Origin of the sequence: Comamonas sp. Z3, from assembly GCF_008121565.1 — a bacterium.
Classification (GTDB): Bacteria; Pseudomonadota; Gammaproteobacteria; order Burkholderiales; family Burkholderiaceae_C; genus Comamonas; species Comamonas brasiliensis.
In genome coordinates this window covers 47,021-60,401 of the sequence record NZ_VOQU01000013.1, presented here as the reverse complement: position 1 = coordinate 60,401, position 13,381 = coordinate 47,021, and the positions used below count along the sequence as shown (strand labels likewise).

Here is a 13,381-nt window from a genome sequence, read left to right as displayed (position 1 = left end):
CATGCCCTTGCGGCCATCTTCCACCCAGCCCTCAATCTCCGACGGCGGCAGGTCATAGGTTCGACTGGCCTCCGACACGCTGGTCTTGCCCTGGATGATCTCCAGGATCAGTGCCGTCTTGCGCTTTTCGGTCCAGCGTTTGATCTCTTCTTCCATCAATGTGCTCATGGTGTCTTTCTCTCGACGGTAACACCTGAGCAGGTTTTCACTGGGTCAATACATTGGCCACCTCCACCACCGCATGTGCGGCATTGGACATTTCGCCCGCCGCCAAGGCGGTCAGCGCGGCGGTGTACAGATAGAGTTTTGCCCCATCGGGCAGAGGAACTTTGCGCATGGTTGTGCCCCTTTCAGGCAAACAAAACCCGCTCAGCGGCGGGTGGCAGACGCCCATTTGGGCAAAAAAAAGCCGCCCGAAGGCGGCGTGTAAAAATGCATACCGATTATTCTGAGGGCTGTACCCTCGCGAAAATCTCACCTGTTTTTTCATCAAAAACCCAAACTTCTTCAAGTCGAATAACGATTGAATCGCCAGTAATGCTAATGTCATAAGGACTAGAGACGGTTGGCTTTGAAAAAGATACGTATCTTCCCAAATAAGGGATAGACAAAGCTCCGACAAAAGCGATTTTCAGGGAATCCTTTAGCTCTCTGGCTTTTTCAGACGCCATAGGTATGTTGTATTCAATTTTTAACGGACCATAAATTGTTTTTTTCTTGGCTTGCTTAAAAATTACGCCGCAAACTTTTGTACTAGACTCTTCAACCTTTGTACTCGCACCAAATCCATTGACACCTATGTAACTTTTTCTCGAGTTACTGAGTATGACTAGGGGCGCTGCGTCGAACAGCTCGTATCCCTCTTTGAGCATCCCGTCTTTGCCAAAGTAGCTTCGCCCCTTAAATGCCTGAGATTCCGGGTCGTATTTGAAGTCTGAAAGACTTTTGTTGTACACAAAAATCATTGGATCAACCGCAGTTATTGATCCACTCAATTTCTTCAAGCCATCATTCATCAGCCGATCTTCAAATTCCTGCTTTGTTTCAAATTCGTCCTTTTTAATGTTTAACGACTGCAATCCTTTTACTATCTCAGTGCAACTGTAGCCTTTAAAATTTTGCGGTAGCTTTTCATCAGACAAACTCAATGCTGTCTTTGCATAGCCATCATCAACTATTCTATTTTGTGCCTTTGCATTTGACTTCGCACCTGCAGCCACAGCAGGCAAACTTAGAGCGAAACTCAGCGCAATTGCCGCAGTCGCAAATGTGATGAAACCCCTCATATCCCCTCCTTGATGTGAAGAGGATGGTAGCAAACACCATCCCTGGCCGAGATGAACTCAATAATTAACTGTGAGGTCTTGGTCCGCCGAAAACAGCTCCATATCGTGGTCGAAGTCATCGCGGAAGTTTCCGACCGGGCGAATGGTCAGGTCTGGATGCTGTCGCAGCGCGCTCACCAGTTGAGGCATCAGCCGCTTCGGCTCAAGGATGTCTTGGCTGAAGATGCGAATCTGCACATCAGCGCCATCAACCTGTGAATCCTCGTTATCCAAGTATTCGCTGGTTTCGCCGGCGAAGCGCTGCCAGATCACGTAAGGCGTTTGCGCATTGGCTGGAGCCACGGTGCCGAAGCAGTTCGGGATCACGGCCGCAATGGCTGCATGCAGAGCTTCGTCCATTACTTCACCTTTTCTAGCGCTTGCCAAAGCACATCAGCCGAGGCAAGCACCGCAGCGCCAGCGGCGCGCTGAGCCCCTCGCCTATCCCTTACCTACTTGTTCTCAACCGGTGCCTCAGAATTCAGGACTGGCGCAACTGTTTCGGACCCTGTAGCTTTGCGCTGAGCCTTCTCAGCCTTCTTTTTCCTCTTCTCGAGCTCCCGCTGCCTTTTTTCGAATTGGTAGTTGGGTTTTGGCATCAGGCGATTCCTTAGTGGTTTAAGTTACCCACCATAACCGATGCACCGTCCTGGGGGGTCTTCATTCGCCCGGAAGTGTTTTTGTTTTGCTTCCAGCTCAGCTCAATGGCCTACAAGCCGTAGCTACTGCCCCGGCAGATGTTGTGCGCGCCCCTGCGCTTTTTTGAGTGCCGTGCGCAGGTTCACACCGACATGAAGCGGTCAGCCGCAGGCAAATTCGGCCTGACAACCATTGGCCGAAAATGCCAGTTCGTCACTTAGCAAGGAACCTGCCGTCCGGCGCCGCACGTGAACTGGTCCTGAACCGGGTCAGTCAAGGCGACCCAGGGTGAGGGCTGGGCATTGGCAAGACCAGGGCCAGTGACTCGACCGACTACTTCGGATTGAATTCGATGCGCGGCAATGACTTTCCGCGTTCGGAAGCGATCAGCATATCGTCCGCCTGTTGCCGGTCGGCCGAGCAGAACGAGGTCATCATGTGATGACGCTGAGTACTTATGCCGCTGCAGTGGGAAGCTTCGCAATAGACCCGTGCAGGGCTGTCCCACCGAGCCGGTTCCGCCTCGTTAGCTCGGGCGATAAAGGCGGTCATCACACGCAAGGCGGTTTTCTCACTTTCGTCCGCATTCAACTCGAAGACGTTTGACCGCACTCCCTTGTCGAAGAAGTCCTGCGTCGTTTGCACGTGCATATGGCAAAAACGCTTGACGACAGGCGGCGGCACGATCTTGGCAGCGAAGGCATAGGTCCGTCCGGCCGGCAGCGCTGGCGTATCGCTGCGGATCGGGCCGACTGGAAGGTCCAGGTCGCGGCCGCCCCGCAGAATACGCAGCATGACCGTCTGGCCGTCAGGCACCTGCCCGAGAATGGTGGCCAGATCGTTCAGGTCGCGCACCGGCTGGTCGAGCGCCTGCAGAATGACGTCTCCGCTGCGGATACCCGACTCCTCAGCTGCTTTGCCGGGTACGGTGTTCGTTACCATGACTCCATCGGTCGAAGCGGCGCTCAGCGCCTGCTGCAGCGCAGGGGTCAGCTTCGTGACTTGCGCGCCAATCAGCCCGCGCGGTAGCGGGCGCGCGGGGCCGGACGGAGTCAGTGCCGGCATAGCCACAGGTACAGGCACCTGCACGCTTGCCGACAAGGTGATCGAGATGTTCAGCAATGCCTGTTTGCGCCATACCTGCAGCGGGGCGCGGTAACCGGCCCGTGTGCTAGCGACGATGGTTTGCAGCTCAACCGGTCCGGACACCTTCTGCCCGGCGAACTCCAGAATGACGTCCAGCGGCTTCAAGCCGGCTGCTGCGGCAGCTCCACCCGGCGTGACATCCACCACCATCACACCCTTGCGTTGACCCAGTTGCAGGGCTTCCGACAAGGAAGGTGTCAGTGCACCGAAAGTGGCGCCCAGACCGTCGGCGGAAATCGGTGTGACGACTGTGCCCGGCCCCTGCTTTCCGGCGGTGGATGCCGGCACGGGTGTGGTCGATGAGCGCCGCACCGGCGCAGCCGAGGCGGCGTCGGGCAAACGCGCAGTCGGCCGCCAGCTCAGATCGACGAAGGTGAGGTTGAAACCATCGAATACCTTCTTGTGCACTGCGCGTCCGTGCTGTGCCTCCGCCATCGATTCAAACGAAAGGCAGCTCGGATAGACCGCCGACAGCCTCAGGCCCGGGAGCACATCGCGGGTGAATTCCTCCGTGTAAAGCTCGGCCAGGGTGAAGGCGGCGGACGGGTTGGCCGCCGGAACCTCAACCGGGAAGACGCTGGTGGCGGCCCCCTTGCGTAGGTCTGGGTCGCCGACCGCGCAGAAGAAATAGCGAGTCCGGTTGCCGGAAAGGGACCGCTGCGCGGGATCCCAGGGCCTGGGGGTGAAGGCGAGGTCCTGCCATTTCTGCAGGAAGGTACTAGTTCCCAGTCGCTTAACTTCCGCCCGCTCGGAATCGGCTACCGCTTTGGACTCGTTTGGCGGATAGCAATTCTTCTGACCGGTGCCGCCAACGGCGGTGACTACGGCCAAGAACTCAGTCGCCAAGGCTTCCGCCCGAGGAAGTTCTTCACCTGGCTTCCACGACACCGGGAACACCGGCGAGGCATAGGTCTTGAAGTTGGTTAAATCCTGCACATAGCAGAAGCCGAAACCTGTCTTGACCTGAGCCTGCGCAGAAGCAGCCAAGCCAAGCAGGGTCAGTGCCACCAGGGTCCGGAAGAAAGAGATCGACGGCGATTTCGATTGCATGGCGAACCTCACTTCGCGGCCGATGCCGGGGTCGCCGCCTTGGGTGCAGGAGCGGCGACCGCTCCGATGCGCGCCAACAACACCGTTACCTCGCGCTCGCCTGTATCGCCCCGGACGACCAGAGGCAAGGGATAGCCATCGCGCATGCGCTTGACGATTGCATCGAGCTGGGCAGGCGACTCCAGCACCTGGCCGGAAGCCTCCAGCACCACCTCGGTCGGCTTCAGGCCGGCGCGGTCTGCGGGACGCCCTTTTTGCAGTGACACCACTAGAACACCGCGCCCCGTCGGCAACTGCATGGCAGCGGCCAGCGCCGGAGGTACCGCATCGACCTTCACTCCAAGCCGCTGAAGGTTGAGCGGGCCTGCCGCCATGGCAGCGTTCGACTTGGCGGTCGGAACCGGTGGCATCGCCGGTTTAGCCTCCGCCGCGGAGACCGGCCTAGCGGCCGCACAGTTCTTCTCCACCTGCACCCGCTGGATCGCGGCGACGTTGATCCGGCGGCCGTAGGACTGGCCGGTCGATTCGTTGGCCGTGTTTCCCTGCATTCCTTTCAATGAATTCGCCAAGCCGTCGCAGTCGAGACCCCGGTAGGACTGCTGCATCATGACGATCCCGCTCTCGTCCGAATCATCGTAGGCGCCGGTGTAATACTGCACCGCAGCGCAACCACTCATTAAGACCACGGGCGATAGTTTCAATAGCCGGAAAATGAAGGAATGGGGCATGGTGATTTCTGGCATAGATTTTTATTGAACAGGCAAGCGTTCGTCCGCAGCGTATCGCGCATTGCGCTCAGCTCTTGCTCTGTCTGCTGCTACAGAGCTACCACGTGAAGCAGCTTCAACATTGGCCAGCTGCTGGCGCAAGTTCGTCGATAGATTTGACAAGTCGCGTTGAAAATTTGCTGAGCTTTGTGCTTTTCGGCGCTTGGTTTCAACCAGCGTTTCACCTGTGTCGGGATTGATCCCTTTGTTGAGCATTCCGAGACGCCAATGCAGCCCTCAAGTCAGGAAAACCGCCCGGGTACGCAGCCTGGAGCAAAAACTGCCGCAAACACTAATAGAAGTCGCATATCGCCTATTCATTGACTGGGAAGCAATATTTTTCATGCCTTGGCTCGCCAAGTCTTCACCCAAACTGGCTAAAGGAAAACCCAGCCTAGAAGACTGGACCACATTGCCGTTCACGAGACTCACTCCAATCGACAACTGCCTACAAACATCTGGTCCCAGACGAAGGCTTCCACGGGATTGGTGTCACGGCAACATGCTCTGACACAATCGCACCATGACCGATGAATCGCCGATCCACACCGCCCACAAGCGCGTCTGCCAAGCCTTCCTGAGGCACTGAAAGGCCCACGACAACGCCTACCCCAAACTGATCAAGATGCCGCCGGAAGCACTGCGGCAGTTCAACATCGTCAACTCCTTGGGCAAGCCCAATGAGCTGTGGGGCGTCCCAATAGAAATCGCCCCCAACACCACGGGCGTGATGATTGCGGTCGATGGGACGGCAATGCCTTTGGTCGAGGGCTATTGAGGGAGCGTGCAGGCTTGACCCCTCCTCCGTCACGCGGAGGCCTTAGATAGAGATTTAGGCGTCTTACGATCCAGCTCTTATTGCTTTCGGCGTCATCTCGTACTCAACTATGCTGCGTAGTAGTAGCTGAGGCGTAGTCCCATCAATCGGACGAGCCTTACTCACATCGAGAGGTTGAGACTTATGCAGCTGAGTTGGGCCGGTGTCGATCATTGGGTAGTCTCCTTAGGCTGTGGTCTGCTTATCGGGCTCGTGAGTGAGCGTCGCGGGAGTGAGCACGAGAGCATCGCTGGAACTCGTACCCATGCCATAGCAGCGTTGCTTGGCTGCGCGGCCTGGTGGTTAGGCGTGCTGCCCTTTGCCGTTGTACTTCTGTTGGTCGGTGCTCTGACCGTTGCAGCCTACTGGCACTCAGCCCCCAAAGACCCAGGGCTGACCAGTGAAGTGACTCTACTTTTTACATTAACTCTGGGTGCCCTATCGCACAAGAGTCCTACCTTGACTGCAGCCCTGGGCATCCTTTGCGCCTTGCTGGTGCATTCCAAAGGTCCCATACAACGCTGGAGTCGTGAGTTACTCACAGAGAATGAACTGAGGGATGGCCTTCTGCTGGGTGCTGCAGCGCTGGTCGTGATGCCACTTTTGCCGCACGCGCCTGTAGATCCATGGGGTGTACTAAGCCTCGCAGCCCTTTGGAAAGTGGTTGTGCTGTTCATGGCTGTCGGCATGCTGGGCCACATACTTACCCGAGTGCTCGGCCCACATTGGGGACTGCCTGTTACCGGATTCTTTTCTGGGTTTGTGTCATCTACTGCGGCTATCGCCAGCCTTGGCAACTTGGCCAAGTCAGACGAACATCAGCAAGCGCAAGCCTTCGGCAGTGCAATGCTGGCTCAGTTGGCCTCGCTATGTCTGTTCATAGCCATTCTCTCTGCCACATCCCTTGCGCTAATGCTATCCATGGCAGTGCCTCTTATCGTTGCAGCAGCCTGCCTTGTGCTGGCTGCTGCCACAGGATTGCTGAATCGACCAAAAATTGCCACGCAAACTGCGTTTGAGACCGAACGGGTATTTAAGCTTTCAACTGCATTGCTGATTGCCGGCACCATTGCGCTGATGTTAGTTCTAGGCGCCTGGCTCCAGCATGCCTTTGGCAGCACTGGCGTCCTGGTCGCGGCGGCATTTGCAGCTTTGGCCGAACTGCATGCCGCGGCTGCTAGCTTAGGGCAGCTTTTTGCATCAGGTAGTCTGCCCCTGTCCACCACTCAATGGGGGTTGGTTGTGATTCTTGCTTCCAGCGCAATCGCCAAATCCGTACTGGCGTTCGCCGTCGGGGGAGCCAAATATGGAACACGAGTCAGTCTGGGACTGGCCTCTATGGTGACAGGGGCAGGTCTGTCACTGCTGTGGATTGGCTAATGCGGACTGATCATCAGCGATGTGGTGCGTGATGATTGCGGTCGATGGGACGGAAATGCCTTGGGTCGAGGGCTGCTGACAGACCGCAGTTGCTCCTCTGCTACATGCCTTCACATAGGAGGAATGAGAAAGATGAGAGCTTTTCAACTCGTGATGAGCATTGCCGCCATGACGCTTGTCGGATGCGCGACCCAAGAGATTGCGACTGTTCGCCAAGCCGACTTAGATAACTGGAAGGGAATGCCAGTGGAAGCGCTGGACACGCATTCACTTTTTTCGACGATGCAGATGACAACTCGTACAACCTCATCAGGAGTCGAAGTCAGGAACTATATATAAATGCTCTCAAGGGTACGTATTGCGGTGGCACTGCCGTTAGTGCTAACTGCGTGGACAACAACGTTACATGCAACAATCTTTTCTATATCCGTAACGGTCGGGTGTTTGAATATGCTCCAACTGGTCAATGCATGACGAATGACTCTGTAAGGCCGGAAAAGCGATACCTCAGCTTAATTCAGGCTTCCTGATTCATGAGCAAGCGCTGCAACGAACTGCTTGCCTCCCCGATACCACCCCGATTTACCAGTGCCGTGGCCGCCCCCAACGCTAGAGGCGATGCTGTCAACTTGCTTTGACAGTTCTTGAATGGACCCCATTAAGAGCCCGTTTGCGCTGATGAGGTCAATTTTTTTTGCCTTCTGGCGCAACAGCATTTCCGGCATTCCGCTGAAGATCTTGCACCATTGGCCCCACGTGAACCGCCCCACCATCCGCAGCCGCAGCGTTCTCTTTGTAGCGCCACAGCGCAACTGGCGTATCCTTTACAGCACTCAGCGCGCCTTTTGTGGAAGCAGCCTGTATATCGCGCTTCTGTTCTCGATCTGAGGTAAATTGGGTTGGTGTGTTGTTGCCCACCGGCCTCCCCAAATACGCAGCACCCATCATGCCGGCTGCACTCCCTAACGCGCCCCAAAGTCCACTATTGGCAGAGCCCGCCGCGATCTGCGTCTGACTGATCTGGCTATAGGTATTCGCAGCCCCAGCCTGGGCGCCTGCGCATCCTGATTTCAAAATTCCTTAACGCGCTCGCCCAGGATCACAGACAGCTCACGCATTACATCAAGCTGGCGGCGCATACGAGCCTGCTCGTCAGGGTCCAGCTGGCAGAACAACGCATTGCGCAGAATGAACTCGTCCCGCCTGGCGATTCGGATCTCCAGCTCCTGCTTTTCATCCAGCACGCGCTGCTGGTGGGCAGGCAGCGAACTGGCACTGGCAGTGCCGCCATTGATGCAGTGCTCCAGCATCTCCTTGGCCTGGCCGAAGTGCAGCAGTTTCGTGCCCGTGGGGTTCATGCCAAAGCGATCGATGCCAGGTCCAGCCAGTCGCTTAGGGGCAGGCCTGCGAGCCGGAAGCTCCCGGCGTGGCTTGCGCGGCCGCGACCACAATGTCTTGTCTTTGCTCGGCACTCGGATGCTGATGAATGCCCAGCAGCGCCAGCATTGATGCGAGAGCTTTTTTCATACCCCGGAGTGTTCCGGGCACGGGCTCAGCGGTCGAACCCTAGAGGGGTGCACCACATAGCCGCTAACGGCCAGAAGCAGACAGCTGTAGTGCACCGCCGATCGACAGCTTGGGGTCGGCTGCTGTCAGTGACCAGTTCAGGCACGCCGGTCAACTCGGAGTGGAATGCTGGTCAAAGATGAACGGCACTCACAGCGATGGCTGCATCGAAGTGCCATCTGGCGCGACTACTGTTGCCACCCCGCAGAAGCCGCGCAGTGCTCTTGATCGACAGCCGCCCAAGCCGATTCCTGAGCTGCCGAACCTGCTCGAGTGGTCACACCGGATGGCTCAGACTTCAGTGAAAAAAAGCCACCCAGTGGAGGGTGGCTTAAGGAGGCTTCACTCACATCAGAGTTACTGCGCCCATTCAAAGACATCAATTAAGTTCAATATTTTCATAAATTTTATAAATTGTCAACAATTTCTATCGATATATTTTAATTAATAAATATTATCTATTTTCAATAACCCAGTTGCGCCCTGCTCAGGACAAAAAAAAAGCCACCTTGCGGGTGGCTTAACGAGATGCCAACTACGTCCAAGTAGTGGTGCTCAAATAGTCTTGATGCGATAGAGCATGTTGCTCATTCGTTCATGTGGGTATCAGATCGCGAAAGGCCCGCACCTGTTTTAGCAGTTGCCTTTCTTGGCTTGGCCTGGCGGACAGAAATTACCCCCGCCTCTAGGACCATCGACTACAACAGCTCCACTGGGGGTGTAGACAGCACATCCGCTCAACAGAGTGCCAACAATTGCCAGAATTCCTAAAACTTGCTTCATCGCAGATCCTCCTTGTTTGATTTATTGGGTTTGCGACCATGCCATCTGATTGGTGGCTCGAGATGGGCATGGTCTTCCGGCTTCATTAAGGAGCGAGCACCAGATCCTTGGTGGTCAAGCTGTTGGCAGTAGTCAGCACCATGGCTGGTGCAGTGGTCTGAGTGGTGTAGCCGGCAGCGCTGCCCAGGATGTTGTACTTGCCAGCAGCAGCTGTGTCCGCAGTGAACACCAAAGGCCCGCTTGCGACGTAAGGAGCCTTGTTGGGCGCCACCAATGGCAGGTTCAGGCTGTAGTTTGCATTGGCAGGGTCAACCAAAGTCCATGCAGCATCGAGCCTTTGACCTGCACTGAGCACTTGCTGGGCATTCACCTCAGCATCTGTCAAAGGCGTATTGGATGTGTTTGTCACCTTGCCCGCAACAGTCGCCGAAGCAGATGCCGGCAGTGGAATGGGGGCTGTCGATGCGTTGAGCGTGGTGGTACCAGCAGCGATCGAGACCGGAATGCCAGTCACTGCGGCGGTGGTCAGATTCTGGCCTGCAACGACGACGGTGTAGTTGGTGTTCTCCGGCAGGTAGGCCAGTACGAACTTGCCTGTAGTGGCGTTGGGCACGGTGGCGCGCAGGTTGTTGTCCGGGTCCCGCGTGGACACCACGACGCTGGAGGCCAGGGCAGGATCCACATAGCCCACAATTGCTGTCGTCAACCGCTTGATGACAGCCACCACGGGTTTGAGGTTGTAGTTGCCGGAGTTACCTGCCTTGACAATGGACTTGCAGGCATCGAAGTCCAGAACCATATCGGCGACCTGGCCGCCGGTGACATTGAAGTTGGCCTTGAGCTTGAAGCCGCTTTGTTGTCCACTGGGAGTGGTCAGTGCGATCTCGTTGGTCGAGCCTGACAGCACCAGGGCATTGGCCAAGGGGTTGGCGGGGGTCGGGTTGGACGGGTTGTCGGCCAGCACCAGGCGGACCTGCTGATAATTGCCCGCCGGTAGTGGCAGCGAACCCAATTCCTGCAGCACGCCGTTGGTCAAACCGAGCAGGTCAATGCGCTGGGCAGGAATCGTCAGTTCGCTCCAGCCGGAATCCGTGGCACCTGCCGTGGCGCTCTGATGCACGCGGATTTTGGTGACTGTGACATAGACATGGTCATAGCCACACGCCGGAGCGTCGGTCATGGCCAGCTTGAGCGTGCCTTGCTGTGGGGAGCTATCGCCACCACCACCTCCGCCACATGCTGCCAGCCCGGCAGCAATCAAGCCCAGACCCGTCCAGCACAAGGCCTTGACAGGCCGAAATCCACGCGAGTTACTCATAAGCTACCTTCTTGGTGATAAGACTGCGCAATGCTAGGGGGCTCCGTCAGCGACGTGTCAGTGCGGTGTTACGGACTGTGGGCGTCGGTTTGCTCTTGATCTCGATGCGATTCAGGAAGCGACAGAATTTGGTAACAAAACTCTTGAAACTCGGTTGTGTGCTTCACATTACCCAAGAAAGCTGATCGCCCGCAATGGGATTTCCGGCACCCGTTACGACCCACCTTTTTGTAGGTATTGCCATGCGCATGGCACAGCGATAGCTTTTCATTTGTCCTCTCACTCATTAGCGACTCCCTTAAGAATGCCGCGATGGCGGGGGCCAGCTTAACTGAAGGAGAAAGTCATGGTCACTCCAGTCAATGTTGAAAAGCTTGAGGTCAAGTCGCATGGCAGGCCGGACGAGCTTCGAACGCCCGACAAAACCCGTGTCGAGGTAGTGAAGCTTCAGGGCTACACGATCGGGCGTTTCAATTTCGAGCCCGGATGGCGTTGGTCAGAATGCATCAAGCCCGTGGTGAAGACCGACTATTGTCAGCTCTCGCATGTGGGGCATGTTGTTTCTGGAACGCTCACCGTGCAGATGCAAGACGGATCTCAGACAACACTCAGTCCGGGCGAGTCCTATGCAATCCCGCCCGGTCACGATGCCTGGGTCGAAGGCGGTGAGCCTTTCGTCGGCCTGGAGGTGCTCAGTGCGGATGTCTACGCAAAATCGTCCCAGTAGCGCAGATGTATATATCGAGGAAATTTCGTGATCCAGACGATCCAGAGCCTGAGTCCAGAGCAAGACGCAGACTGCCTTGCTGAATGACGGCTCGGGGTCGTTTCCAGGCCCTCCTCACTGATCCAGCGAGCCGCTATAGCCCCAACTGACGCCGCCAGTGATACCTGCCGAGGCCGACACCATGCTCCAGGCGCTGGCCACGCGCTGCGCCGAAGTCGTGAGGCCAATCTTGGCCGCCTCCAGCTGCACGACATTGCTCTGAATCGCTACATCGGCATTGAGCTTGGCCGTCTGCAGGCTGATGTTGGAGCCCGCCTCGTACTGCTTGATGTCTGCCTCTCAGCGGCGATTGATTGATCTACACCTTGGTCTGCTCGGCCTGCAGCAGGGCCTTGTAGACCTCCACCTTGTTCATCTCGGCCTTGATCACGGTTTCATAGGCCATGGCATAGGTGCGATAGCCGTCCAGTAGCGCCTTGAAGCGCTCCAGCGCTGCGTTGTGGGTCGCAATCTCATGGTCAGCCGTCGCCTTGGCCGCCTCAAACGACAGGCGGTCCAGCTGCATGGCCTGGTCCATCAACTGACCTTCCAGCGCCAGCCCCTGGGTGGTCGCATCCTTGACGTTGGCCTGCTCCAGCCCGGCCTGCTTGATGGCAATGTCGCGCGACAGGCCCGAGAGCTTGTCGTGCAACTCGCGCCGGGCATCGGCCAGCTGGCCGGCCAGCACCCCGGACGGCAGCGGAAAGCCCAGCGCCTCGGCTGCGCGCATCACCTCCTGCTCGCGCGCCAGCGCCACCTGGGTTTCGCGGTCGCGCGATCGATCCCAGATGGCCTGCTCTGCTTCGGGCTTCAGGCCGGTACCGCCCTGAATGCGGGATGCGATCATGGCCTTCAGGTTGTCCAGCAGGCCAGATGCATAGCCCGGCGCGCGCTTGAACTCAAAGGGCGCGGGCTCCAACAGCTGCAGCTCGGGCATGTCGTCCAGCTTGTCCAGCCAATCCTCGTGCAGATTCACGCCGCCAAACTGGTGGGTGGTCAGCGCCAGAAAGTCCGGCGCATCGGGAATGGCCACCTCCCGCATCTGGGGCAAGGCCGGGGCCTGGCCGATCACCAACTCCGGCGCGGCGCCGAAGTCCATGGCCGGAGGCTGCAGCTCAAAGCCGGGTAGCTCCAGCTCTGGCCGGGCCCGAACACCGTGAGGCGACTGGCCTTGCAAGCGTCTATTTTTCAAGGGTGCCGTTTAAGGTCATTTAAAGGAGTACGGTGGGACGAGGCAGTCAATCTTGATTTGCCATCCTAGACCGGAGGTCTACTTGTCAGGTAACCCCATTCCCATCTCCACCCCATCCTTTTGGGACACCTTGAAGCTGATGTTCTTTTTCACGGATGGGCTCCCAGCCCCACAGCAACAAGGCAAACCGCGCGTACCGAAGAAAAGGAACGAGGAAGAACAACAGCAGCAACGCAAGCAGTAGCGATATGGACAGCAGTTTTGTCACGTCAGGGCTGGAACGGTTGTGTCGAGCAGCCGTTTAGAGAGGGCAGCCAAACCACCTTCTCGGTTGTTTTCCAGCAGCGTTTAAGGTCTTTAAAAAGCGTACCGTGGACACATGCAAGTCGTCTGGATTTGCTGCTTTAGACCGGAGGTCTATATGTTTCCACTCCTTCTGTACCAAAGGTACGTCGCATTCTGGCGCGACATGTGGTCGATCATCCTCGAGCCCATCTCCGAGCTTCCACCAAGCCCTTCAAGTTTCGAACAAGAGCCTTCCGCCAAGCCCGAAGCGCAGCAGCCAGCGCACCATGCAGAGGCAACCACGGACAAGGCCTGACTCAACGGTTCCTTAAGCCTGAAGAGCAGGA

At 57.0% G+C, this 13,381-nt stretch carries 15 protein-coding genes and 1 pseudogene; 3 read left to right on the top strand and 13 right to left on the bottom strand.

What is annotated here, in order from left to right:
* The 7 genes from FSY59_RS27090 to FSY59_RS27055 all read right to left on the bottom strand — a co-directional run.
* Positions 1 to 168 (bottom strand): DUF1153 domain-containing protein (locus tag FSY59_RS27090; RefSeq protein WP_148730026.1); only part of this gene is annotated, 168 nt, incomplete at its 3' end.
* Between the two features lie 37 nt (positions 169 to 205).
* Positions 206 to 337 carry a hypothetical protein gene (locus FSY59_RS27085; RefSeq protein WP_255439804.1) on the bottom strand — a complete coding sequence of 44 codons (132 nt, stop codon included), beginning with the start codon at positions 335 to 337 and terminating at the stop codon, positions 206 to 208.
* 106 nt (positions 338 to 443) lie between these two features.
* On the bottom strand, positions 444 to 1,286 hold the full coding sequence (locus FSY59_RS27080) for a hypothetical protein (protein ID WP_148730025.1): 843 nt from the start codon (positions 1,284 to 1,286) through the stop codon (positions 444 to 446).
* Between the two features lie 57 nt (positions 1,287 to 1,343).
* The gene (locus FSY59_RS27075; protein WP_148730024.1) at positions 1,344 to 1,685 is read right to left on the bottom strand and encodes a DUF3168 domain-containing protein; all 342 of its coding nucleotides are present in this window, start codon (positions 1,683 to 1,685) and stop codon (positions 1,344 to 1,346) included.
* 612 nt (positions 1,686 to 2,297) lie between these two features.
* Positions 2,298 to 4,160 carry a PDZ domain-containing protein gene (locus FSY59_RS27065; protein ID WP_148730023.1) on the bottom strand — a complete coding sequence of 621 codons (1,863 nt, stop codon included), beginning with the start codon at positions 4,158 to 4,160 and terminating at the stop codon, positions 2,298 to 2,300.
* Between the two features lie 8 nt (positions 4,161 to 4,168).
* Entirely contained in the window at positions 4,169 to 4,903 is a 735-nt protein-coding gene (locus FSY59_RS27060) for a PDZ domain-containing protein (protein ID WP_148730022.1), read from the bottom strand.
* A gap of 6 nt (positions 4,904 to 4,909) precedes the next feature.
* On the bottom strand, positions 4,910 to 5,143 hold the full coding sequence (locus FSY59_RS27055; protein WP_148730021.1) for a hypothetical protein: 234 nt from the start codon (positions 5,141 to 5,143) through the stop codon (positions 4,910 to 4,912).
* Between the two features lie 307 nt (positions 5,144 to 5,450).
* Here FSY59_RS27055 and FSY59_RS27980 point away from each other — a divergent pair.
* Both FSY59_RS27980 and FSY59_RS27045 read left to right on the top strand, forming a co-directional pair.
* Positions 5,451 to 5,705, top strand: a pseudogene (locus tag FSY59_RS27980) (hypothetical protein).
* 498 nt (positions 5,706 to 6,203) lie between these two features.
* Positions 6,204 to 7,124, top strand: coding sequence for a DUF4010 domain-containing protein (locus tag FSY59_RS27045; RefSeq protein ID WP_253279360.1), 921 nt, complete (start codon positions 6,204 to 6,206; stop codon positions 7,122 to 7,124).
* A gap of 684 nt (positions 7,125 to 7,808) precedes the next feature.
* On the opposite strand, the gene FSY59_RS27975 is transcribed toward FSY59_RS27045, so the two are convergent.
* From FSY59_RS27975 to FSY59_RS27030, 4 genes are all read right to left on the bottom strand, one after another.
* A complete protein-coding gene (locus FSY59_RS27975) occupies positions 7,809 to 8,069 on the bottom strand; it encodes a tail fiber domain-containing protein (protein WP_370458249.1) in 261 nt (86 codons plus the stop codon).
* Between the two features lie 125 nt (positions 8,070 to 8,194).
* Positions 8,195 to 8,482: a hypothetical protein gene (locus FSY59_RS27035; RefSeq protein ID WP_148730019.1), complete on the bottom strand. Its 288-nt coding sequence runs from the start codon at positions 8,480 to 8,482 to the stop codon at positions 8,195 to 8,197.
* A 34-nt stretch (positions 8,483 to 8,516) separates the two neighbouring features.
* On the bottom strand, positions 8,517 to 8,651 hold the full coding sequence (locus tag FSY59_RS27875) for a hypothetical protein (protein ID WP_255439801.1): 135 nt from the start codon (positions 8,649 to 8,651) through the stop codon (positions 8,517 to 8,519).
* 907 nt (positions 8,652 to 9,558) lie between these two features.
* The gene (locus FSY59_RS27030; protein ID WP_148730018.1) at positions 9,559 to 10,791 is read right to left on the bottom strand and encodes a DUF4382 domain-containing protein; all 1,233 of its coding nucleotides are present in this window, start codon (positions 10,789 to 10,791) and stop codon (positions 9,559 to 9,561) included.
* 346 nt (positions 10,792 to 11,137) lie between these two features.
* Here FSY59_RS27030 and FSY59_RS27025 point away from each other — a divergent pair, with 346 nt between their 5' ends.
* Complete coding sequence (locus FSY59_RS27025) at positions 11,138 to 11,518, top strand: cupin domain-containing protein (RefSeq protein ID WP_003053661.1); 381 nt, start codon at positions 11,138 to 11,140, stop codon at positions 11,516 to 11,518.
* Positions 11,519 to 11,632: 114 nt separating this feature from the next.
* Here the strand turns inward: FSY59_RS27025 and FSY59_RS27870 are convergent, their stop codons facing one another.
* Entirely contained in the window at positions 11,633 to 11,767 is a 135-nt protein-coding gene (locus FSY59_RS27870; protein ID WP_255439800.1) for a hypothetical protein, read from the bottom strand.
* A 109-nt stretch (positions 11,768 to 11,876) separates the two neighbouring features.
* Positions 11,877 to 12,749, bottom strand: coding sequence for a hypothetical protein (locus tag FSY59_RS27020; protein WP_241213149.1), 873 nt, complete (start codon positions 12,747 to 12,749; stop codon positions 11,877 to 11,879).
* Between the last annotated feature and the right edge of the window lie 632 nt (positions 12,750 to 13,381).